Source organism: Dyadobacter sp. (assembly GCF_017744695.1).
Classification (GTDB): Bacteria; Bacteroidota; Bacteroidia; order Cytophagales; family Spirosomataceae; genus Dyadobacter.
The window spans coordinates 156,519-181,104 of record NZ_JAGIAS010000006.1; the positions used below are offsets into that span (position 1 = coordinate 156,519).

The 24,586-nt window shown below is 49.7% G+C and carries 18 protein-coding genes; 7 read left to right on the forward strand and 11 right to left on the reverse strand.

The genetic code is table 11. The features are described from left to right. Window positions 1-2 precede the first annotated feature (2 nt). Genes J7619_RS21330 through J7619_RS21340 form a run of 3 tightly spaced genes read right to left on the reverse strand, consistent with a single transcriptional unit; the run spans window position 3 to window position 4,354 of the window. The gene (locus tag J7619_RS21330; protein ID WP_291203431.1) at window positions 3-815 is read right to left on the reverse strand and encodes an HpcH/HpaI aldolase/citrate lyase family protein; all 813 of its coding nucleotides are present in this window, start codon (window positions 813-815) and stop codon (window positions 3-5) included. A gap of 14 nt (window positions 816-829) precedes the next feature. After that, window positions 830-3,250, reverse strand: coding sequence for a hypothetical protein (locus J7619_RS21335; protein WP_291203434.1), 2,421 nt, complete (start codon window positions 3,248-3,250; stop codon window positions 830-832). 3 nt (window positions 3,251-3,253) lie between these two features. Beyond that, the gene (locus J7619_RS21340; RefSeq protein WP_291203436.1) at window positions 3,254-4,354 is read right to left on the reverse strand and encodes an acyltransferase family protein; all 1,101 of its coding nucleotides are present in this window, start codon (window positions 4,352-4,354) and stop codon (window positions 3,254-3,256) included. 156 nt (window positions 4,355-4,510) lie between these two features. Between J7619_RS21340 and J7619_RS21345 the strand changes: the two genes are divergently transcribed. From J7619_RS21345 to J7619_RS21360, 4 genes are read left to right on the forward strand one after another with little or no spacing between them, the layout of a single operon-like run. Continuing rightward, window positions 4,511-7,117 carry a family 20 glycosylhydrolase gene (locus tag J7619_RS21345; RefSeq protein WP_291203439.1) on the forward strand — a complete coding sequence of 869 codons (2,607 nt, stop codon included), beginning with the start codon at window positions 4,511-4,513 and terminating at the stop codon, window positions 7,115-7,117. Between the two features lie 47 nt (window positions 7,118-7,164). After that, the gene (locus J7619_RS21350) at window positions 7,165-7,995 is read left to right on the forward strand and encodes an ROK family protein (protein ID WP_291203442.1); all 831 of its coding nucleotides are present in this window, start codon (window positions 7,165-7,167) and stop codon (window positions 7,993-7,995) included. Between the two features lie 50 nt (window positions 7,996-8,045). Continuing rightward, entirely contained in the window at window positions 8,046-9,302 is a 1,257-nt protein-coding gene (locus J7619_RS21355; protein WP_291203445.1) for an MFS transporter, read from the forward strand. A 12-nt stretch (window positions 9,303-9,314) separates the two neighbouring features. Beyond that, window positions 9,315-10,475 (forward strand): DNA-binding transcriptional regulator, encoded by a 1,161-nt coding sequence (locus J7619_RS21360; protein WP_291203448.1) that lies wholly within the window; start codon window positions 9,315-9,317, stop codon window positions 10,473-10,475. 118 nt (window positions 10,476-10,593) lie between these two features. Here J7619_RS21360 and J7619_RS21365 read toward each other — a convergent pair whose 3' ends face one another. The 8 genes from J7619_RS21365 to J7619_RS21400 all read right to left on the reverse strand — a co-directional run bounded on the left by J7619_RS21365 (window position 10,594) and on the right by J7619_RS21400 (window position 20,674). Then, a complete protein-coding gene (locus J7619_RS21365; protein WP_291203451.1) occupies window positions 10,594-12,633 on the reverse strand; it encodes a M13 family metallopeptidase in 2,040 nt (679 codons plus the stop codon). 38 nt (window positions 12,634-12,671) lie between these two features. Then, entirely contained in the window at window positions 12,672-14,165 is a 1,494-nt protein-coding gene (locus tag J7619_RS21370) for a peptide MFS transporter (protein ID WP_291203453.1), read from the reverse strand. Window positions 14,166-14,323: 158 nt separating this feature from the next. Continuing rightward, window positions 14,324-15,232 (reverse strand): hypothetical protein, encoded by a 909-nt coding sequence (locus J7619_RS21375; RefSeq protein WP_291203455.1) that lies wholly within the window; start codon window positions 15,230-15,232, stop codon window positions 14,324-14,326. Window positions 15,233-15,380: 148 nt separating this feature from the next. Beyond that, complete coding sequence (locus tag J7619_RS21380; protein WP_291203456.1) at window positions 15,381-16,163, reverse strand: YgcG family protein; 783 nt, start codon at window positions 16,161-16,163, stop codon at window positions 15,381-15,383. Window positions 16,164-16,166: 3 nt separating this feature from the next. Continuing rightward, entirely contained in the window at window positions 16,167-16,610 is a 444-nt protein-coding gene (locus J7619_RS21385) for a TPM domain-containing protein (protein WP_291203461.1), read from the reverse strand. 65 nt (window positions 16,611-16,675) lie between these two features. After that, entirely contained in the window at window positions 16,676-17,257 is a 582-nt protein-coding gene (locus J7619_RS21390; RefSeq protein ID WP_291203464.1) for a LemA family protein, read from the reverse strand. A 147-nt stretch (window positions 17,258-17,404) separates the two neighbouring features. Beyond that, window positions 17,405-18,595, reverse strand: coding sequence for a deoxyribodipyrimidine photo-lyase (locus J7619_RS21395; protein WP_291203467.1), 1,191 nt, complete (start codon window positions 18,593-18,595; stop codon window positions 17,405-17,407). 135 nt (window positions 18,596-18,730) lie between these two features. After that, window positions 18,731-20,674, reverse strand: coding sequence for an OmpA family protein (locus J7619_RS21400; RefSeq protein ID WP_291203470.1), 1,944 nt, complete (start codon window positions 20,672-20,674; stop codon window positions 18,731-18,733). A gap of 515 nt (window positions 20,675-21,189) precedes the next feature. Between J7619_RS21400 and rpsL the strand changes: the two genes are divergently transcribed. The 3 genes from rpsL to fusA all read left to right on the forward strand — a co-directional run bounded on the left by rpsL (window position 21,190) and on the right by fusA (window position 24,540). After that, window positions 21,190-21,603: a 30S ribosomal protein S12 gene (gene rpsL / locus J7619_RS21405; protein WP_026350530.1), complete on the forward strand. Its 414-nt coding sequence runs from the start codon at window positions 21,190-21,192 to the stop codon at window positions 21,601-21,603. A gap of 120 nt (window positions 21,604-21,723) precedes the next feature. Further along, entirely contained in the window at window positions 21,724-22,191 is a 468-nt protein-coding gene (gene rpsG, locus J7619_RS21410; RefSeq protein WP_090152008.1) for a 30S ribosomal protein S7, read from the forward strand. A gap of 228 nt (window positions 22,192-22,419) precedes the next feature. Next, entirely contained in the window at window positions 22,420-24,540 is a 2,121-nt protein-coding gene (fusA, locus tag J7619_RS21415) for an elongation factor G (protein WP_291203475.1), read from the forward strand. Window positions 24,541-24,586: the final 46 nt, after the last annotated feature.

The following is a 24,586-nucleotide window of genomic DNA, read 5'->3' on the forward strand; positions in this document are numbered from 1 at the left end:
TTTTAAACCACCATGGAACTATCGCTTTTGGCGGCTGGTGTATCTCCCGCCGCCATTTTTATTTTATCAAAATCCGCATTCAGTTTCTGGACAAAAAGCGCTACATCGAAGCTGTGTACGACGATGTTCGCCCCTTCTTTCATCCATTGGATCTGCCTTTCGGGTTCGAGCGAGAAGTGGATGCCGATGGCTAACCCTTTGGCACGTGTGGTGCGGATAATGTAGGAAACGGCTTTCTCAAACTCCGGATGGTCGTATTGCTCGGGTAATCCAAGGCTTACCGACAAATCGTGCGGGCCGATGAAAACAGCATCCAGCCCCGGTACCGACAGTAATGCATCCAGGTTATCCATCGCCGGAACGCTTTCGATATTAGCAATGCAGATATTTCCCGCATTGTATTTTGCCACGTAGTCCCGCATATTTTCGGGCACTGGCACGGCCCCGCTCAGGTAATCCTGTAAAACCTCGCCTTTCAGTGGCCGGTATTTGGTAGCACCGACCAGTTCCGTTACCTGCGCCGTTGATTCGAGATAGGGAGCTACGATGCCTTTTGCACCCGCATCGATGGCCTGGCAGGCAAGATATGGATCGGGGCACGGAATGCGGACGATGGGTGTAATGCCCAAATGCCGGAATTGCTGGCATAATGTGGCCATTTCCGTTCTGCCCAGGGGGATGTGCTCGGTATCGATGAATACAAAGTCGACGCCGGTTTTCTTCACAGCTGCGGGCCACATCGGGCCGGTGGAGGTAATGCAGGTGCCGTACACATTGCCCCCGCTTTTCAGTTTTTCAAGTAATGTGGATTCCATCGTGAGATCTTCAATTATTGTTTCATCAACCATATTTCCGTCACCTGCGAGCCGCGCTCGCCCTCGCCGCAGGTCCATTCAAAAACGACTTTGCCGTCGGCAGTGGCTGCTTTGGGTACATTGAATTCGAATGTGGGCTGTTCGCCGGTTTGGATAAAATCGTGGATTGTCTGGCCGTCGTCGGTGGTCATGCGCATACGCGAGCGGAAGCGGCCTGTGTAGGAAATGCGGATTCGGTAAGTAGCATCGGGGTCGAGGTTGTCGTAACGGATTTGCAATGGCTGGTCGTAGAGGGTTTTGGCCTGCTTCATCCAGGCGCGCGGGGTTATCTGTCCTTTGAAACCGGTGGCCTGAATTTCATCCACCCATTCTTCTCCCACCAAGCCGACGCCGAAACCGATCCGGGGCGATTGCAAACTACCCGGATCTTGCTCCCAGGACAGGGCCGGAACCACCCGATACCAGCTTTCCGGATCGCCGAAATGGTCGTAAAACCCACCCGGGCCCGGGTCTGTGCGATGCAACAGCTGATCGATTTCCCGCAGCATTTCGGCCTCGCTGGTCAGCTTTTCAATCCTTTTGAATTGATCCAGCAAGTAGGGTGCATCGTTCAGCGGCATGTTGATCAGATCCACAAAATTACCGCGGCCGGACATGGCGCCGTGTTTTTTCATAGTCAGCTGTGCACCGATGCTTTTGAATAGTGAATCGGCCAGGTCGTAGCATTTTTGCTGATGATCCGGAAGGATACGTTCTTTCCAGGCCTTTTCCAACAGACCCTCTGCATTGCGTATCGCTTTCACGGCCCCGGACGTGCCGGCAGATGCCAGTGCGCGTCGGGCTTGTTGTTCCAGTTCAAGTTCGTAAATCAGCCGCTGGCGGGTGTAATCGTCAAAATAAGCCCGGATCAGCCCCATCTGGAACCTTGGATTTTGCATTAATTTCAAAGGCGCATTCTTTTCTATTGACTGCCATTGGCGGAGCGTAATGCCGATCCCGTCATTGTCGACTACCTCGCCGCGCCAGTTCTTTTCAAGGTCGACGATCGCCTGTGCGCCTGTTTCCTTATATCCAGGGCCGAAAAAGAGCCTGGAATAGTCGCGCAAGGTCTCGATGACCGGCATTTCCGGGTCCCAATCCTGATCGCTCCACACAAACTTATTGACATCGTCGTTGGTACCTTCAGAGTAGCTTACACTGCCGATCCCGTATTGATCCAGTGCATTGTGGATGGCTTTTTCATCAAATGGACGCGGGTTGATGCTCTCGCGCCCGAGCGTCATCGCCCACGCGAGGTCCCAATGCGGTACCGGATATTGCGCCGAGTAGTTATGCGTGATGTCGGGATAATGCCGGATCGGGATCGAAGGTTTAAGCATCTCCCTGATCTTCTGTACCGGAATTTTTACCCATGGCCCGAATACTACGCCACCAAACCAGGGATATTCCTTATTCGCATGACTGAAAAACGCGTCGAACCATTTTTGGGTTGGACGAAATACCTGGGGCGAAACCCAGATTTTGGCTTTTGGATGGTATTTCTGTAATAAGGCCGCTTCTTTTTCCAGCCATGCGAAAAGTACGTCGGGTTCCAATTCGCCCGGATCACCCGCGGGTACGAACAGACCGTCGAGTTTGGGCAAACTTGCAAATACCTGGTCGCGCTCGGCGAGTTCCTTTGCGATGGAATCCGGGTGGGTGTAGTTTTTACCCATATTCGGGTACCACATCGATACCTCGAGACCATATGATTTGCAAATGCGCGATTGCTCGACGATCATTTGTGCGGCAGATATTTTCATATGCGGGCTGGTAGCGTCGTCGTCCGTGCGAGGCGGAAGGATTTCAATCGTGTTAGCACCAAACAGCGCCAGTTCGCGGATGTACTGGTCGAAACCGGCAACGGTGAATGCATCATAGGCATTGGTTTTGGGGCGGTAACCGAGCTGGTGGCCGCGCATCGGGTACCGTGGACTGGTGCTGATCGCCAGCCGGCCATCAATCTGCAATTTGCCGCTGGTCATTTCCGCTTTCCTTAGGAACCGACCGACGCCGTATAATATCCCCCGGGCATCTTTTCCGGCAATAATTATGGTGTTCGAGGGACCCACGACCAGTTTGAAACCCTCACTTTTTGATTCGGGTAATGTGGAAACGGCATTTCTGTATGGCTCCGGCAATTTGCCTAGCTCGCTCTCGGATACGACCAGGATCACATTTCCGTTTTTCAGCAGTTTTTTGGCTACGGGTAGTTTGATACCCGTCCGCTTTTCGACCTCATTTTGCAAAACTTCGATGCTTCGGAACAATGTAGTTTTGTCGTTCGGACTGAAAATCTGGCTTTTGGATAAATCAATGGATTGCGAAAAGGCGAAGCCGGTCCGCAGGGTTACAATCAGAAGGATCAGGAATCGAAAAGATGTTCTGTAAGGCATGGGTTAGAGCTTAATGAAAATCCGTTTTTTATAGAGCAGATAAGCCGGAATGAAATTGATACACACAAAAAAGAGCGCGTAAAGCATGCTGGCCAAGCGCGGGTCCATTCCCGTTTGCGACAATGCGGCAACAGCATGATGGTTCAAAGTATCGCCGCCGGCAGGCATAATGTAAAATAACAATGCAAGAATATCGGCCAGAACGTACGCGGCAATCGCATTGGCCCCGAAAATGACACCTGGCATAGTGCCGCGCTTGCGCCCTCGAATGTCGATCAGGAAATACAATGCACCAAGCAGCATGGAAGCGAAACCGGAAGTTACCAGTACAAAAGAGCTGGTCCAGAGGTTTTCATTGGTAGGGAAAATCAGGTTCCAGAAATAGCCCAAAGCGGCGCTGGCAAAGCCTGCGGTTAGCAGGTAGTTGCTCTTTTCGTTGGGAGATAGCGGCAGGAGCATCAATTGGCCTGCGAGTATGCCGGTAATGGTGGTTGCGATGGACGGAAATGTGCTCAAAATCCCTTCGGGGTCCCAGTTACCCTGCCACATTTTGCCTGGCAAGTATTGCTGGTCGATCCACGCAGCGAGGTTCACACCCGGTTCGAGCATGACCTTACCAATGCCGGGCGTCGGGATGGTGGTCAAGCCGAGCCAGTAGAGCAGGAGAATGGTAATGGCCAGGCCGAGTTGTTGCTTCCAGTTGGTATTTAAGAAAAGGATCGCGCACACGAGAAACACGATCGCGATGCGGTGGAGTGTGCCGGTGTAGCGCAGATTGGCGAAGTTGAAATCGGGCAGCATATTGAGTAACATGCCAACTGCAAATATTTTCAGCGAGCGGATGATGATCTTGCGGTACAATTCACCCTTCGGCGCACGCCGTTTCTTGGAATAGGCCAATGCAATGGAAACGCCGACGATAAAAAGGAAAGTAGGCGCGATGAGGTCCGTAAATGTCAGTCCGTTCCACCGGGTATGGCGGAGCGTGGGAAACACAAAATCCTCGTGTCCCGGGAAATTAACCATGATCATTGCCGCAATGGTAAACCCACGCATTGCGTCCAGCGAGAGTAATCGAGACGAAGGGACAGAGGGGTTTTCCATATCAGCTGTTTATAGGGTTATGTACGGCGAGGGGGTGCAAAAGGGCTACTCCCGACGCTTTTTGCACCCTTCACTAGTATATTTTACGCAATTGTCAGTAATTAGGAAGTTGTATTCCTAACACCGGAAAAATCATCCCCCAGCCTTTTTGACCTTATGAAGAAACTACTCCCGCTTTCGCTTCTCCTGTGTGGTATGCTGCTGATCGCAGGCTGCAAAAGATCAGGCGATGTAACCAAGGAACAAGCCGAGAAAATCGCGGTTTCCTGGAAGCTTGTCAGCAATTTTACGGAACCTGATGGTACGTTTAAAGCACAGTTTACGATCCGCAACGGGAGTGATTTTACGCTGGACGGTTCAAACTGGAAACTGTTTTGGAATATGTCGCCGCGGCCGATCCAGTCCAACAAAACGCCGGAGCCGGCGGTAGTGAAGCATATCAACGGCGACTGGTACCAGATGGTACCGGCAAAGGATTTTATCATGCGCCCGAAGGATTCGATGACCATTACCTACACGGGCACGGAAGGGGTGATCAAGGAAACGGATGCGCCGCTGGGCTTGTATTTTGTGTTTTATGATGATGAGGGCAAGGAAAAGAGCATCGTTGAGGTAGCAGACTATGCCATCGAGCCATTCACTACCAAGGAGCAGATCCTTCGCGGCAAAATGGATTTGAAAGAGGTGCCGACGGCCGAAACGCGTTATAAGGCAAACACCGCCTTTACAAAACTGGGCGAAGAGCAGCTTTTGAAAATCATCCCAAGCCCGGTAAAACTCGTTCCTGCTGCTGGTACATTCACATTAACCGGTAAAACGAATGTATTCTACCAGGAAGGGCTCGAAAGCGAGGCCAGATACCTGATCAGCAAATTGAAAACGCTCACCGGTACCGACCTGCCGATCCGGGCCGGCTTGCCTAATAAAGGTTCTTCGGAAGAGGCGGCCATTGTTTTGAAAACAGGTAAAGTAGCGGTGAATGGCATTTCCAGCGAAGCATACAATCTCAATATTGGTCAAACAGGCATTACGATCGAGGGGAGCGATGCCGCAGGCGTATTTTACGGCGTTCAAAGTCTTTTGCAACTCGCTCCGACAGACGCTTATCAGAAGCCTGTCGCTTCGGTGGGCTTTGCATACGTGCAGGTGCAGGACGCGCCACGATTTCAGTTCAGGAGTTTGCACCTGGATGTAGCACGTAACTTCCAGACGAAGGAATCGGTGAAACGCATAATCGACCTGCTTTCATCTTATAAGGTCAACCATTTATTGCTTTATACTACCGAGGACGAAGGTTGGCGGATCGAGATCGACGGCCTGCCGGAACTTACACAGGTAGGCGCGCAACGCCAGCACACGTCGGGTATGAATGCGAACGCATTGCACCCGGGCTATGGGTCGGGACCGGTCGCCAACGAGAAAGGCAAGCATGGAAGCGGCTATTACACCAAGGCTGATTTCATTGAAATACTTAAATATGCCCATGAGCGGCACATCAAAATCATCCCTGAACTGAACTTCCCGGGCCACGCATTGGCGGCTATCAAATCGATGGAGGCGAGGTATGAGCGGTTGATGAAGGAAGGCAAAGAAAAGGAGGCGAATGAGTACCGTCTGATCGATCCGGATGATAAGTCGGTTTACATTTCGGCACAAGGGTACAAGAACAATGTCGTGAGCGTCGCGCGTGAATCGACCTACAATTTCTTTGTGAAAGTGGTGGATGAAATCGCGAAACTGTACGAGCAGGCGGGTTTGAAAATGGATACTTTCCACACCGGCGGCGACGAGGTGGCGGATGGTGTGTGGACGAAATCGCCGATGGCAGCCAAGCTGTTGCAGGAACATCCCGAGGTGAAAGGGCCGCGCTATTTGCAATCTTACTTTTTCAGGAAACTTCTGCCTATGCTCGAAAAACGTAACCTGAAAGTGCATGGCTGGGAAGAGGTGGCATTGAATAAAACGGAAACGGGCGCTTATCTCGCCAATCCGGAGTTCGTCGGGCACGAGGTGTATCCGTACGTTTGGAACAATGTGTATGATGTGGATCTGGGTAATCGACTGGCGAACGCCGGCTATCCGGTGGTGCTATGTAATGTGACCAACTTCTATTTCGACATGTCGTACAACAACGATCCCAAGGAACCGGGCCTGTATTGGGGCGGGTTTGTAGATACCCGCGACAACTGGGCATTTGCGCCATTCAATATGTTCCGTACCACCGAGGAAACCGCTATGGGCAAGCCGATGAAGGAGGAGTTTGTGGGGAAACAGCAGATGAAACCCGAGGCGCGTAAGAACGTTTATGGTATCGAGGCACAGCTCTGGAGCGAGACAATCAAGGGACGTGATATGATGGAGTATTCGATCCTGCCTAAGCTTTTGGGCTTTTCCGAGAGCGCCTGGGCAGCCGAAAGGAAGTGGGAAAACGTAGCCGACGATGCGGCCAGAAAGGCAATGATGGCCGAAGGGTGGAATATTTTTGCAAACTCGATAGCCCAAAAGCATCTCCCGAGACTAAAGTATATCAACGGGGGCTATCATTACCGCTTGCCTCAACCGGGCGCGATCATAGAAAACGGAATGTTGAAAGCGAATGTGGAACTGCCAGGCCTGGCAATCCGCTACACGACCGACGGCTCCGAGCCTACCGAGACTTCGCAACTTTACGAAAGCCCTGTGAAAGTCTCGGGTACTGTTACGCTGAAAAGCTTCGATCTGGCCGGACGATCGAGCCGCAGCAGTGTAGTGACAGCCCGTTGACCGAACTGATCGTTTAACGCAGCTTACAGCTCAACTCCTCACCGTCGATGAACATTGGTGTAGATCTCGGCGGCACGAACATTCGTGCCGGCATCGAGTCGGGTGGCCATATTACCCGGCAAAATCAGACATTACTGGCCAATAAACATTCACTGTCGGCAACACTTGACCAACTGATGGATGTGATCCGTCCGCTGACGGCCTACCCCGTAAAGGGCATAGGCATTGGGGTGCCTTCGGTCGTGGATGTGAGCAAGGGCATTGTTTATAATGTCATGAATATCCCCTCCTGGGAAGAGGTCGCATTGCGTGATATTGTGGAAAAGGAATTCAATCTGCCGGTTTCTGTAAATAATGACGTGAATTGCTTCATACTCGGCGAGCACCGGTTCGGACTGGCGAGGAAATTCCGGTCGGTGATCGGGATGGCGATTGGCACAGGGCTGGGCTCGGGCATTATCATCGATAACCATTTGTATGCGGGAAAGAATTGCGGGGCAGGGGAGATCGGGATGCTGCCTTACAAGGATTCAATACTGGAAAACTATGTATGCAGCCGGTTTTTCGAAGATTCCCTGGGTATCGATGCATTTGCAGCGCACGAGGCGGCATTGAAAGGTAGCAGGGAGGCCATTGAAGTCTGGGAAGAATTCGGGGTACACCTGGGTGCGGTGATCAAGGCGATCATGTACACCTACGACCCCGAGGCGATCGTCATGGGCGGTTCCATTGCGAAGGCCAACCGGTTTTTTCAGGATAGCATGCTGGACAGCATTCAGGATTTCGCATATCCCGAATCTTTGAAAAGGCTGACACTACTGCTATCCGAAAACGAGAATATTGCATTGCTGGGTGCTGCGGCACTGCTCGACGATTGATGTAATGCAGTTTTAAATTAAATTAGGCTACCAAACCACGCGCAGCCCTCATGCAAAGGAATATTTTCATCGTAGTACTGATCTTCCTGATCTTTTTCGTCATTTCGTTTCTGACCAACATTCTCGGTCCGATTATCCCCGACATTGTCAAAAGCTTCGATCTGAGCATCGGATTGGCGGGTTTCCTGCCTTTTGCATTCTTCGTCGCTTATGGAGTGATGTCGATTCCGGCGGGGTTGATGGTGGAGAAATTCGGCGAAAAGGTAATGTTAATTGGCGCGTTCCTGCTGGCATTCGGGGGCGCATTACTCTTTGCATTGATACCAGGTTTTGCTATCGCACTATTTTCCTTGTTCCTGATCGGCATTGGAATGGCCATTTTGCAGGTAGTCATTAATCCGCTTTTGCGAGTTTCGGGCGGGGAGGAGAAGTTTGCATTCTATTCAGTACTGGCGCAGCTGTTTTTTGGCGCGGCATCGTTCCTGAGCCCGTTGCTTTACAGTTATCTTGTGCTAAATGTGCATTCAGACAACTCCGGTTTTTTGATTGATATATTAAATGGATTGGTCCCCGAAAACCTGAAATGGGTTTCGCTGTACTGGGTTTTCGCGGCGATTGCCCTGGCGATGGTGGTGGTGATAGCAGTTGTAAAATTCCCGAAAGTAGAACTGCTGGAAGATGAGCGGATTGACGTGGGCAAGTCGTTTGGCGAACTGGCGGCGAACAAGCTGGTATGGTTGTTCTTCCTCGGCATATTTGCGTATGTGGGTACGGAGCAGGGCATTGCCAACTGGATTTCCCAATTCTTACAAACTTACCACGAGGTGGATCCGGCCACGACCGGCGCTTCGGTTATTTCTTATTTCTGGGGCCTGCTTACCATCGGTTGTTTCCTTGGATTGATATTATTGAAAATCTTCGATAGCCGGAAAGTGCTTATTTTCTTCACTTGCGGCGGCATTGCATCGCTTCTGATGGCCCTTTTTGGTTCGAAAGGAATGGCGCTGATAGGCTTTCCAATGGCTGGTTTTTTTGCCTCAGTCATGTATTCGGTGATATTCTCACTGGCATTGAACTCGGTACCAAGGCATCACGGGACGTTTTCCGGTATTCTTTGTGCGGGTATCGCAGGTGGCGCGGTAGTTCCGCTGATCGTCGGCGGCCTGGGAGAATTGGTAGGGCTGCGTTTCGCCATGCTTTTCCTGTTAATTCCACTGGGCTATATTTTGAGTATCGGCATGTGGGCCAAACCGCTGGTCAATAATGAAACGGTATCGAGCGTGAAGGAGCTGTTCAAGCTTGGTTGAAAGGGTATTTATATGTACAAAATCATTCTCCTGCTCGACTTTGCCGAAGAATACAGTAAGAGCCTGATGAAGGGGATCAATGCGTATTCCAGGGAGTTTGGGCCGTGGATCTTCTGCCGGATGCCACTTTTCCACCGTGAGACGATCGGGATCGACGGTATCCTGAAATGGGCGCTGGAATGGGGGGCGGACGGTATCGTCGGGCAACTATATAATAAGGAGATCGACAAGATCGTACGAGCCGGGATCCCGGTCATTGCGCAGGATTTCAAGGAACGTTTTACCGAAATTCCCAACATTACGGGTGCCTACCATGAAGCCGGGCAAATGGGCGCCGATTACTTTCTCAAAAAAGGTTTTACGAATTTCGCCTTTTACGGTTTCAACGACATCGTATGGTCACGCGAGCGTGCGGAAGGGTTTGAAGAGCATTTGCGCAGGAAAGGGCACAAAGTGCATTACTTCGAGCACAAAAAGTCGCGGTCGACGGAGCTTTGGTATTATAAACCCAGCTCGCTGAGCCGCTGGCTGAAATCACTGCCCAAGCCGATCGGCCTGATGACTTGCGACGATAACCAGGGCCAGCATATCACCGAGGCTTGCAGGCACGTGGGCATACGCATACCCGAGGAGGTAGCCGTGCTCGGGGTGGATAACGATGAGATGATCTGCGATCTCTCCGATCCGCCGCTTTCGAGCATCGCGCTGGATGTGGAAAAGGGGGGCTATGACGCAGCAAAACTGCTCGATTACATGATCAAGCATGGCATGAAAGACTATTACGATGTGATAGTACGCCCCACCCAGGTCATAACCCGCCATTCAACGGACATTTATGCGACTGCCGATGACCACATCGCTTCATCATTGAAATACATCCACCAGAACATCGACAAAAACCTGCATGTGGATGAGGTTGTGAAGCAGGTACCGCTGTCGCGCCGGGCACTGGAAAAGCGTTTTCTGGAAATTACGGGTTACCCGATTTATAAATATATTTTCAATCTGCGTATCGAGAAATTCACGCAAAAATTGCTCGATACCGACATGTCGGTGTTTGAAATTGCGCTGGATATGGGGCTGGGGGATAGCAAAAATATAGCCCGCCAATTCAGGCAGGCTAAGGGGTGTAGTCCGAGTGCTTATCGGAACAAGTATCTTGCGGGGAAATGAGGTTTGTGAAGTTTCGAGTTTATGAGTTTAGAGTTTATGAGTTTAGAGTTTAGAGTTTAGAGTTTTGAACTTTCAACTCTGAACTCATAAACTCTCAACTCTTAACTCAAAAGCTCCACTACCAGATCACAATCCGCGACGAATCCGGCAGTACCATCTTGCTCCCGGCGCCGCAGCTCCATGCCGCCTGAAACTCCTTCAAATGCGGCAACGGACCATTGATGCGGTCGCGGGCAGGAGAATGCGGGTCGGTTTGTACCTGGTTGCGCAATGCCTCGTCGGTGGTGTTCATATGCCAAACCTGCGCCCAGCCGAGGAAGAAACGTTGTTTCCAGGTAAACCCGTCGATCGGAGCCGGCTCCTTGCCGTTGAATGATTTCTCCAAAGCATAATAGGCCAATGTCAAACCACCAAGGTCGGCTACGTTCTCGCCGATGGTCAATGCACCGTTGATTTTAAAGCCTGGTAGCGCTTCAATGCCGCTGAAATAGTCGATGTAACGTTTGGTCAGCTTGTCGAAATTAGCCCGGTCGGCGGCGGTCCACCAGTTTTTCAGGTTACCCTCATCGTCGAATTGCGAGCCCTGGTCGTCGAAACCGTGGGTGAACTCATGCCCGATTACGGCAATGATACCGCCATAGTTGATCGCATCATCGGCATTACGGTTATAGAACGGCGGTTGCAGAATACCGGCCGGGAACACCACCTCGTTGTTCAGCGGGTTGTAATAGGCATTCACGGTTTGCGGTGTCATAAGCCATTCCTTCTTGTCGACTTCCTTGCCGATTTTCTCGATATTTTCTTTATGCTGGAACAGCGATGCCTCGATTACGTTCTCAAAAAGCTTATCCGGTGCGATTTTGATCGATGAATAATCCTTCCATTTGTCGGGATAGCCAATTTTGTAGGTAAATGCTTTGAGCTTCTTGTGCGCTTTGGCCTTGGTGGAGTCGCTCATCCAGGTCAGCTTGTCGATGCGCTCGCCGTACACAGTGCGCACGTTTTCGATCATTTCGGAAACCTTCTTCTTGTCCTCTTCAGGGAAGTATTTCTTGACAAACAACTTACCTAGCGGCATACCGAGCAGGCCATCGGTAGAACGTATCGCGCGCTCCACGCGGCCTTTTTGCTGCTTGGTACCACGCATTACGGTCGCAAAGAAGCGGAAATCCTCCTGATCGAACTTCCTGGGCAGGTAACCTGCGAAGTTTGAGAGCAACTGCCATTTGGTATACAGTTTCAAAGTCGCGATCGGCGTTGCTTTCAGAAGTTTGTTCAGATTCTGGAGGTAAGGCTTATTCTGGACTACAAGTGTGTCGGTCTTGATATCCTGTTTATCCGCAAATGTCTTCTGGTCGAAATCCGGGATCAGCTTCTCAAAATCGGCGAAAGCCATTTTGTTGTAAGTCTTCACCGGGTCGCGCAGCTCCACATTAGTCAGTTGCAGTTTCGCGACTTTAGTTTCGAAATCAAGGATCGTCTGGCCCGGGTTAGCGTCGGGGAAGCCGGCCATTGAGAACATTTTATCGATATGCTTCACAAACTCACCGCGCACTTTCACCGTGCTGGAATCGGTGCGATCGTAATAGCTGCGCTCACCGAGGCTAAGGCCGTCCTGTCCCTGGTAGAGGATATTGACTTTACTGTTTCTCAAATCTCCTTCCACACCGAAACCGGTCACCGTTTCCACACCCACCTTCTGCATTTCGCCGGCTACGGCTGCGAGGTCTTTCAGCGAAGCCACCGCATTGATTTTGTCGAGATAGGGTTTCAAAGGATCCAGCGCACGTTTCTCGACCGTTGCGGTATCGAGGAACGACTGATAATAGTCGGCGATCTGCTGCTCTTCGGTGCCATTCTTGCGGTCCTGAACTTTGGTAATCTCTTCGATGATGCCTTTCAGGCGAACTTCCTTATTCTCTTTGTCCAGTATCCCGAAAGCGCCCCAACGGCTTTCGGTGCCGGGGATCGGGTTTTTCTTTTTCCAGCCGCCGTTGGCGTAGGCATCGAAGTCGTCGCAGGCTTTGGCTGTCGAGTCGAGCGAGCTCACATCGAAGCCGGGTACTTTGGTGGTGTCGGTTTCCTCCTTTTCTTTTTTACATCCTGCCAGGCTCACTACAAGGGCCAAAGCGGCAGCACGGAATGCGGCTGATTTCATTTTTGTGATGTATTTGTTTTTGAAGTATATAAAAAGACTTAGTGAATACCGCCCATCCAGCCTTTGATCGGTTTCCAGAACACGAGCAGGATCAGACCGAAAATGGTCGTAATAATAGCCACCTGGTTAAACAATGCCGGCATTTGCAGGATATTCGATTCGTCGAAGCCACCTGCGAAGAGGCCGGCGATGAGGTTCCCAAGAGCCGCTCCAACAAACCAGATACCCATTAATTGGCTGAGGTAACGCTTAGGGGCTAATTTAGTATAGGAGCTCAACCCAACGGGGCTTACACAGAGTTCACCGATGGTATGCAGGAAATATGTGAATGTCAGAAAGAACGGAGACGCCAGTTCGCCTTTAACTGCAATATTGGAAGCAGCGACCATGACAAAAAAGCTAAGGCCTAGTAAAATCAGACCCGTGGCAAACTTTACAGGAGTTGAAGGATTCTTGCCTTGCGAAGATAGTCTAATCCACAAGCTTGCTAACATTGGCGCAAAAATCAATACAAATGCTGGTTGGAAATTTTGGAACCAGCTCGACGGAACTTCCCAGCCGCCGATCATGCGTTGGGTGTGTCGTTCTGCGAAGATTTGCAATGAAGTTCCCGCTTGCTCATAGCCTGCCCAGAATAATGCAATTGCCAGAAACAGGATAATCAGAACGACGATGCGAAATTGCTCAACACGGGTAAGTCCGCCAGCGACGAGAATGTAGAGAAAGTATGCCGTGGCAATAGAAACGATGATAACACCTGCACCCTGAGCAAGACCTTGCGCTGTTGTCATATCTATTACATTAAAGTATTGAAGCGCAACAAGGAAAATGACCAGCAATGCGATCAGTCCATAGCCCAGCATACTATTTGTGCCTGACTGTGTGTTTTCCAAAGCCGATGTGTCTGTTTTGGCAGAAGGAACTTCGCCCAGTCCTCTCAAATACTTTGCTCCACCGATTTTGAAAACAATCAAACCGAATAACATTCCAACGGCGGCAGCTCCGAAGCCAGCATGCCAGTCGACTCTCTCTCCCAGATAGCCAACCAGAAGAATCCCGAAAAATGATCCGAGATTGATTCCAATGTAAAAAATGGAAAATGCGGCATCACGACGTGCACCACCTTCGGGATAGAGTTCACTCACAATGGAGCTGATATTCGGTTTAAGAAGCCCGGTTCCAATAGCGACAGTGGCCAGTCCAAGGAAAAATATCGCGCTTCCTGCGGGAACAGCCAGAATAATGTGGCCCAACATGATGATAATGCCGCCATACCATATAGCCTTTTTTTGTCCCAAAACATTATCGGCGAGCCAGCCACCAGGCAATGTGAGCAAATAAACTGAGCTTGTATAAAGCCCGTAGACGGCTGTGCCTTCCGCTGCGCTCATTCCCATTCCGCCGTTGATATTATCGAGGAGGAAAAGTAGTAGAATCGCTCGCATGCCATAGTAGCTGAAGCGTTCCCACATTTCGGCAAATGATAAGACAAACAGTCCCGTAGGGTGTTTTTGGGAAATCTGTGAAGACATAGAAAGAGAAGTGTTTTATTTGGTTTTTGGGGTTGTAAACAGTTGTTTTTATCGTGCAAGATAGGAATTATGGGTAAATATCAATCAATCATCAAAATAAAAGCGGTAGCAGTTTGTAATGACTGCTACCGCTATGAACAAACGGTTTAACGACTGGATTATTTAACGGAGAATGACCCTTCACCGATTGAAAATCCTTCGGAATAAAGCTCGATGGTGTACCTGCCCGACGTGAACGGCGCGTCGCGGTCGTACATAATACTTACGTCCTGATTGTTGTTGGAATACAACACATCCTTGCTGATGGTATAGCCCTGTTCCTGCCCGTTGTACTGGAAAACGCCGGACCCGGTTTTGGTATCCGAAATAGTAGCCCCGCTTGGATCGATGATGCGGAGATAGATGGTTTTATTGTCTGTCGCGGTGAGCGGGTTCTTTTCGAGAATGAAGTCCACACGCACCTTATCCACTCTTTTCGATTTCACATTTTCGCCCTCGCGCACCTTGCCCTTCGACGATACCGCGTACACCTTCACGTTACGTGCGCGCAGGGCTGCGGCCATGGTTACCTTCGATTCGAGTTCGGTATTTTGGGCTTGTACCCCGCTTAGCGAATCGCGTACTGCCTGGCGGCTGGTCTGTAACTCGTTTCGTTCTTGCGTAAGGCCTTCGTTTTGACTGATCAGCTGCTGGTTTTCTTCCCGGAGCTGCGCGATCTCAGTGTCCTTTTTGGTGAGAAATTCCTCATATTCCTTGATTTTTCGACCCATGTTCGTATTGCCTTTGCGTAATGCGGCGCGGTCGCTTTCGAGGGAAGCCTTTACTTTTTGTAGTTCGGCGATATCGCCACCGAGGTTCTGTACTTCGAGAATGCGAGCGTCGAGCTGTTTGGAGATCGAATCCAGCTTGATTTCGGAGGCCGCCAGTTCCTGAACCCGGGCTGTCAGGTCAGTTTCCTGCTTTTGGGTAATGTTGTGTTCTTTATAATAAAGGTATCCGAACACTGCTGCCAGGATGGTCATCAGGATCAATCCGACTACCAGACCGGTATTGCTTTTCCTTTCCATAAAACTTCGTTTAGGTTTTGGTGATATAGTTTATGGAATATGTACAAAAAAGCATGCCACTAGTATACGTCGCCCCGGGGTCACAAAAGAAAAGCGGATAGAAGACCAAATGCTTCTGCCCGCTTTCATATATGGATCGTTTGGAATGCTAATAATCACCGCCAGCGCCGCCACCTCCAAAGCTACCGCCTCCGAATCCACCAAAGCCTCCACCGTCACCACCTCCGAAACCACCACCCCAATTGCCCGAGCTGCTGCCGCGGCCCGAATGCGTGGTGTACGGAAAGAATATCGGTGGAATGCCGATATCGCGATAGCCACGGTTACCGCCTCCGCCGCCCCGGTTGCGAAAAATGATGATCATGATAATAATGAATATGATCACCACAATCAACAATGGCGAGAAATCACCGCCGTCACCGCTGTCCTGCCTCGGATCGGCTTTGTATTCGCCCGAAGCGTATTTGAATATCATATCGACGCCGTCACTCAGGCCCTGGTAAAACTGCCCGGCCTTGAACTGCGGCGTGATCACCTGCGATACAATGCGTTTGGCAATGGCGTCGGGGATTGCGCCTTCGAGGCCGTAGCCGGTAGCGATAAACACTTTCCGCTCCTTCGGTGCCCAGAGCAGTACGATACCATTGTTTTTACCTTTCTGGCCGACGCCCCATTCGGTACCGAGTTTGAATGCGTAATCGGCAATAGGGTAGTCGCCCAATGTCGGTACGGTCACGATCACGATCTGGGAGGAAGTGGAGTCGTTGTAAGCCACGAGTTTCTGTTCCAGCATTTGCCGCTCATTGGGGCTAAGCTGATTGGCAAGGTCATTGACGAGCCTTGGCGGATCGGGCTTGGGTGGAATATCCTGCGCCTGCACGCCGGCAAACGCCGCGATCACAAGCAATAGGTAAATGATGAATTGCTTCATAGTTTATTGGCCGAACGAAATATCATCCGGAAGTTCGTTGATGTCGCCGGACTGGTAGGGGAAGTGTTTTTTTAGTTGCAATCCCGCTTCCAGGATGCCGTGGCGAAGCCCTTCCTTGAATTCACCTGCCTTGAAGTGGTTCCGAAGAAGCTCTTTGGTGCTGTCCCAAAACGTGGCCGAGACTTTTTCGTCGATCCCCTTATCCCCCAATACCGCGAATTTGCGGTCTTCGTATGCGAGGTAAAACAATACCCCGTTACGTTCGGCGGTTTCGTGCAATTGGAGGAACAGGAACACTTCCTTGGCCCGTTCCATGACGTCAGGAAGAGGGCATTTCTTCTCGATATGCACTTTCACTTCCCCGGAAGTCTGTTTTTCTGCTTCCTGAATTGCCTCAATAATGTATTGCTGCTCCTCGTCGGTGAAAAATAGGGATTCGGTTGCCATGGGGCGGGTTGATACGGATGGAAGAAAAACATTGCGCCGGACTTGAAATGGCCCGGCGCTAAAAATTAGAATTGTACGGTAGGCGCTTTTTCTGAACCCGGTGCGGCTGTGAAGTAGCCTTTCTGGGAGAAACCGAACACCCCGGCGAAGAGGTTGGTCGGGAAGGTGCGCACTTCCTGGTTATAGTCCTTCACCACCGTGTTGAACTTGCCACGTTCCACGGTAATGCGGTTTTCGGTGCCTTCGAGCTGGGCTTGCAGTTCGAGGAAGTTCTGGTTGGCTTTCAGTTGCGGATATTGTTCAACCGAAACAAGCAGGCGGGACAACGAACCGCTCAACTGATCCTGTGCCGCCTGGAACTTGGCGATGTTTTCAGGGGTAAGCTGATCGGCATTGATCGTGGTTTGCGTCGCTTTGCTACGCGCTTCGATCACGGCTGTCAATGTGCTTTTTTCGAAATCGGCAGCACCTTTAACGGTGTTCACCAGGTTAGGAATAAGGTCGGCGCGGCGCTGGTACTGGCTTTCCACTCCGGCCCACGATTCCTTCACGACCTCATCTTTCTGTACGAGGCCATTATATTTACCGCAGCCAACAAATCCTAGAATCAGAACAACGACGATAACTGCAATGAGTCCTTTTGACATTTTAATATTCAGTTTAGAGTTATTGAATGTGGTTCAAAGTTGACCAAAGCTAGCAAAATCTTTAAGAAAAACTACATAACCGGTTCCCTGAGCCAATATTGCCCTCATAGAGCGGGATGGCGGGTTTTTAAGTAAAAATCAAGTAAATTAACCTTCTCCGACACCTGCTATGTTATTCCAGCGGCCCCAGTTGACGGACGCTTCGTAGTCCAGCAGCAGGCTTTCAAAGAACATCGCACCCCACGTCCAGTTAATGTCCAGACCATCGACGAGGTATCTCGCGGCCGACTCGCGTTCCGAGGCCGTAATGAAACCGGTAGTATTTAGCTTCCGGATAATATCATTTATTGTCTGGTCTTCGGTTTCTCCTTTCGTCCATTTTTCAAATGCAGCATTGTCATTCTTCCAGCGGCGATTGAAATGATGTTTTACACCACTCGGTTTGAACATCCGCGGGCCGAACCGGAGCAATGTCCAATGCAGGAACTCTCTTCTGAGCAAGTTAGTGATAATGGCATCTTCCGTTACGGCGTGCGACTGGGCTGTTTTTACGCTACGATAAATATAGGATGCCGATATGCAGCCCAGCGATAACCAGTCGGAAAGCCGGGTGTCGGTAAGGGGCTCTGCGGATGTGTAGGTAATGTCCTTTTTAACATATTGCTCCACATATTCTTTCAAAACAGCCAATGCATGCGTTTCTCCGCCAGTTGACACACCGGAGGCTTTCGAGGGTATTTCATTTGGGTCGATCCCGAGTTCCGGCAAGCCGGGAATGGCGCCTGCTTCGAAATCGGCCGGCAATGTGATCGTTTCCGGCGTCGGAAACTGGTCTTTTATTTTCAGATCGTTGCTTAGCAGCCGTTCAAATTCGGGAAAGCCGGACGGTAGCTTGGATACGGGAAATGGCAAGTCGGTTGCACTGATTATCGTATCCATCCAAAAGAGCTTAATGTCTACGTTCGCCGTTTTGAGATTTTTACTTAATGAAGATTCAATGCGGGTTTCCTGGGGTGCTATTTCCTTACTTGTGTAGACGTAATCGGCATTGTAATCTTCGGCCAGTTTGGCAACGATCTCTTCGGGCTTACCTGTGCGGATGAGCAGGTCGCCGCCTTTTTGCCGGATATTTTCGCGAAGTTCGGCAACGGATTCAATCAGAAACCTAGCTCGTAATGCGCCCGTTCTGCGGAAGCCGAGTTTTGTTTTTTCGAATTGACGGGGATCAAAAACATATACGGGGATAATTTCGTCGGCGGAACCGGCGGCAGCGGAAAGTGCCTGGTTGTCCTTTAACCTCAAATCATTCCTGAACCAATAGATGATGCGACGGGCCATTAATACAAACTGATAAGTACTCTTTGGGAAATATTAAGATATGCAAGTATACGAAAAATGAATCGGGCAAATAATAGGAAAAAGCCCGCTGCGAAATCGATCGGTTCGCAGCGGGCTTTCCTATGGCTGGTTAAATCAATAGCTCAGGATTGTGAATTCAGTACGACGGTTGCGTTGGTGTTCTTCCTCTGTTTTGGCATTAGGGATAATAAGCTCCCGTTCGCCGTATCCCTTGGCTTCCATTCGCTCCGCTGCGATGCCTTTGGAGTTCAGATACGCCACGGCCGACTCCGCGCGGTTTTGCGAGAGGGTCATGTTATAGGCGTCGGTTGCGCGCGCATCCGTATGTGAGCTCAGTTCGATTGTCATCGTCGGGTTGTCTTTCAGGATTTGAACAAGCTTGTCGAGCTCCACTGCGGCATCCGGGCGGATATTGTATTTGTTCAAATCATAGTAGATGTTTTCGAGAACGAAGGTTTTGTTCAGTTCCAGCTTGTCGAGCTTGATGGTCACATTGAATGTCGTATCCGTTAATTCTTTGGTCAGGAATATCGGTGGAATGTTGCGGCCCGACATCGAGAATGGCTCGCGTTTGCTGATATAGCCTTTACGCTGAACGAGTAGTTGATAGGATTGACCTTCTTCCACCGGCTGTCTGCCAAACTTGCCATCTTTGGCAGTCGGGAATTCGGCGATTTGGGTATCCGAAGTATCAGGTAGAATGTGCACCACCGCCGAATCGATCGGGGTAGGGGTTTCGCCATTTGCCAGAACAGTTCCGCCAAGGAAGTAGCGTACTACTTTTCGCTTACCGTTAATGAAGTTGGGGTTATTCGGATTAAGCGGGTCGTTCGGGTCGGTATGTTTCGCAATTTTTGTTGTGTCCTCTTCTTCCGGTCCGGCGAAGTAATAAATGTCGTCGTCACCCTTGCCGCCGTCGCGGTTCGATGCGAAAAAGCCCTTGTTCAGATTTTGATAAAATACTAATCCAAAATCGTCCTGCGGGCTATTGAAAGGCAGCCCCATGTTTTCGATGGTGATAACTCCCTGTGTTCTGGTCGCTGAAAACAGGTCGAGCTTCCCGAGGCCGGGGTGGCCGTCCGATGCAAAATAGAGCTTTCCGCCTTCTGCCACATAAGGGAACATGTCGTCACCGGGGGTATTAATATCTCTCCCCATATTCACCGGGCGGCTGAACCGGCCCGACGCATCCATGTTAGTGCGGTAAATGTCGATGCCGCCTACGCCGCCGGCTCGGTTAGATGCGAAGTAAAGCGTTTTGCCGTCACGCGAGAAGGCGGGCGAGCCATCCCAGGCGAGGGAGTCGTTGATAGGCAGGATTGCGGGAGGCGTCCATTGGCCATTGATATTGCGGCTCATATACAAGTCCACATCCACACCGCCGTTCTTTTTGCCGGTGTTACCTCTTGCGAAAACCAGCGTTTTGCCGTCGGGCGAGAATGCAGGTGAGCCTTCGTTGGCGTCGGGCGAGAAAATGTCCTGGCTAAAAACAACCGGGTTGCCCTGTGTATTGCCTGCGTCGGACGCGATATTGATTTTATAAAGACCCAGCATTGGCTGGCCGTTGTTCTTGTAGATTTTTTCTTTTTTGGAAGAAGAGAAAACCAGTTCGTTACCGACCACAGTGGGTGAAAACTCGGAGCCGGCTGTGTTCAGCGGAAGGTCTTTCAACTCTACTTCCATTTTGGTGGTTTTCAACCGGTCGGCGATTTTAAGGATCTCCACCTCGCGCAATGCACGTTCCTGTAAGTTCTGCGGGACGCCCTGGCTTTTCGCGAATTCAGAAAACTGGGCGGAAGCGCCGGCATAGTCCCCAGTTGTTTTCAATGCATAAGCATATTGAAAACGGGCGTCGGCATTGGTAATACCTCCGTCTAGCGCTTTTTTATAGTAGGGGACTGCCTCCTTGAAGCGGTTGGAGAGGCGGTACGACTCGGCGATCATATAGCTGGTCTGTACCGGTTCTATATCGGCTTCGGCAGCCTTCTGGAAACCTTTGATGGCGAGGTCATATTCTCCGTTTGCAAATTTCTTTTGGCCGTCTTTATATGCCTGCATCGCCGAGTTGCAGCCGGACAAGTATACACAAATGGCAAAACAAACTATGAGAGTAAAGTAACTCCGGATAAGTTTCATAATGTAAAGTATAAAATCAAACGATTCGACGCGCACTGGGTTTCTGAAAACAATACTAATAAACAACGATTGGAAATAAAATTCAGGATACTATATAGGAAGAATTTTATTCGAAAAATGAGCATTTCACGATTTTCTGCTGCATTTACCGCCCGAACCCGCCATTTCTCCAAAACCCAACGGTTACATAACCAACTATTCTCCGACCATTTCCCGACAACAACCTGACTATTTTCGACTACTTCTTGACAACTCCTGACTATTTCCTGACCACTTCCTGACAACCTCTGACGCGGAATGGTAGAAAATGGATAAAAAAAGTTGTTAACGGTTTGTAAATCAAGGATGGTTTATTACTTTTGCAGTCCGATTTTTCGGGAAAAGTGTTTATATAACAAACGACCGGTTTGCTAACCGGATCAAAATCAAATTGTTAAATGCCTACTATTTCACAATTAGTCCGTAAAGGTAGAGAGACCATTACATGGAAATCCAAGTCTCCGGCTTTGGATTCATGCCCTCAGCGCAGGGGCGTGTGCACCCGGGTGTACACTACTACGCCTAAGAAGCCAAACTCGGCGCTTCGTAAAGTAGCCCGTGTTCGTCTGTCGAACAACAAGGAGGTGAATGCCTACATCCCAGGTGAAGGCCACAACCTGCAAGAGCACTCGATCGTATTGATCCGCGGTGGTCGTGTGAAGGATTTGCCAGGTGTTCGTTACCACATCATCCGTGGTGCATTGGATACCGCAGGTGTTAACGGACGTAAACAACGTCGTTCTAAATACGGTGCTAAGCGCCCGAAACCAGGACAAGCTCCGGCAGCACCAGTAAAAGGTAAGAAAAAATAAAAAGTAACTCTCTCTGCTTTTATTAAGTAATTCAATTCTTATAAAAGGGAAGTAATCCTGATCATTACCTCAGGGTGAATAAGTTGCAAAACGAAACCTCGTTAAAAACATTAAGACAAAATGAGAAAGTCGAAACCTAAAAAGAGATATATCCTTCCTGATCCGAAGTTCCGGGACGTACAGGTTACCAAATTCGTTAACAACCTGATGTACGAAGGAAAGAAGAGTATCGCATTCACTATTTTCTACGACGCATTGGAGTTGGTTGAGAAAAAAACCAGCGAAAGCGGCCTGGAAACTTGGAGAAAAGCATTGAACAATGTGACTCCTTCTGTTGAGGTTAAAAGCCGCCGTGTAGGTGGTGCTACCTTCCAGGTTCCTACCGAAGTTCGTCCTGAGCGTAAGCAGTCACTGGGCATGAAATGGTTGATCAACTACGCACGTAAGCGTGGTGAGAAAACCATGGTTGACCGTCTGGCTGGCGAAATCATCGCTGCTGCGAAAGGTGAAGGTGCCGCTGTGAAGAAGAAAGACGATACGCACCGTATGGCAGATGCCAACAAGGCGTTCTCGCACTTCCGTTTCTAAGCAGAAGCGCAGACATAAATTATGGTCGGGAGCCCGGTTTATCCGGGTTCCCGATTTTTATTTTAGTGGTTTTGAGAAAAATAACTTTTCCTTAATTGTTTTTATAATCAACAATTTATACTTTTGCGCTCTGAATTTTCAAAACCAGCACTTTACGCTAAGAGGAAAGTTCGAACAGCTTCGCATTGAATTGCACTTTGAATATAAAAAAACACATCACCATCTGTCATGGCACGTGATTTAAGATTAACAAGAAACATAGGTATTGCTGCGCACATTGATGCCGGTAAAACAACGACAACGGAGCGTATCCTTTACTACGCAGGGGTTAGCCACAAAATCGGAGAGGTGCACGATGGTGCTGCTACGATGGACTGGATGGAGCAGGAGCAGGAGCGTGGTATCACTATTACATCCGCTGCTACGACTGTTAACTGGAACTACCGCAACGAAAAATACCACATCAACATCATCGATACTCCGGGACACGTTGACTTCACCGTTGAAGTAAACCGTTCTCTTCGTGTATTGGATGGTCTTGTGTTCCTTTTCAGTGCAGTAGATGGTGTTGAGCCTCAGTCTGAAACAAACTGGCGCCTTGCTAACAACTATAATGTAGCACGTATCGGTTTCGTGAACAAAATGGACCGTTCAGGTGCTGACTTCCTGAAAGTTTGCAACCAGGTGAAAGAAATGTTGGGCAGCTACGCTGTACCTCTTCAATTGCCTATCGGTGCAGAAGATACTTTCCGCGGCGTGGTCGACCTGGTTAACTTCCGCGGTATCGAGTGGAACGAAGCTGATAAAGGTATGACTTTCACCGAGGTGCCTATTCCTGACGATATGTTGGAAGAAGCTACCGAATGGAGAGAGAAATTGCTCGAAGCGGTTGCTGAGTTCGACGAGACTTTGATGGAGAAATATTTCGAAGATCCTAACTCGATCACAGAAGACGAAATCCTTGCTGCATTGCGCGCTGCGACGATCAGCATGAAGATCGTTCCGATGGTTTGCGGTTCTTCTTTCAAAAACAAAGGCGTTCAAACGATGCTGGATTACGTGATGGCTATCCTGCCTTCACCTTTGGATCGCGAAAACATCGTTGGTACAGATCCACGCACAGGTAACGAAATCAGCCGTAAGCCATCCGAAACAGATCCATTCTGTGCATTGGCATTCAAAATTGCAACTGACCCTTACGTAGGTCGCCTTTGCTTCATCCGTTCTTACTCGGGTGTACTTGAGTCAGGTTCTTATGTATTGAACAACCGTTCAGGTAACAAAGAGCGTATCTCCCGTATTTTCCAAATGCACGCTAACAAGCAAAATCAAATCGACAAGCTGGAAGCAGGTGACATTGGTGCGGTAGTAGGTTTCAAAGATATCAAGACAGGAGATACCCTTTCAGAAGAAAAATCACCGATCATCCTCGAATCAATGGTGTTCCCAGAGCCGGTAATCGGTTATGCGATCGAGCCTAAGAAAGCGGCTGACAGCGATAACTTCTCGAAAGCAATCACCAAGCTGATTGAAGAAGATCCAACCCTCCAGGTTGAATCTAACGAAGAGACTGGTCAGACGATCATCAAAGGGATGGGTGAGCTTCACCTTGAAATCATCATCGACCGTATGCGTCGTGAGTTCAAAGTGGAAGTAAACCAGGGTGCTCCTCAGGTTGCTTACAAAGAGATCCTTACCAAGAACTACGAACACCGCGAGGTTTACAAGAAACAAACGGGTGGTCGCGGTAAATTCGCCGATATCGTATTCGAAATCGGACCACGTGACGACAACGAAGAAGGCAAAGAGCCGAAACAAGGTTTGCAGTTTGTGAACGAAGTGGTAGGTGGTGCTATCCCTCGCGAATTCATCGCTCCTGTACAGAAAGGTTTCGAAGCTGCGATGATCAACGGCGCGCTTGCAGGATATCCATTGGATTCGATGAAAGTGCGTTTGTTCCACGGTTCATTCCACGATGTCGATTCAGATTCACTCTCTTTCGAATTGGCTGCTAAGCTTGGTTTTAAAGAAGCTGCTCGTCACGCCGGATCGAAATTGATGGAGCCTATCATGCACGTGGAAGTTCTGACTCCGGACGAATACACAGGTCCTATCACAGGTGACTTGAACCGTCGCCGTGGTATCATGCGCGGTATGGACACCCGTAACGGTGCGCAGGTGATCAAGGCTGATGTGCCTTTGTCAGAATTGTTCGGTTATGTAACTGATCTTCGTACAATGTCATCAGGCCGTGCTACTGCTTCTTTGACATTCGCTTACTACGAAATCGTTCCGAATAACATCGCTGAGGGTGTTATCGAGAAGGCGAAAGGTCTCGTTAAAGCTTAATAAAACGAATGCGTTGCAGGAGCCATTCTGCAACGCATTTCTGATG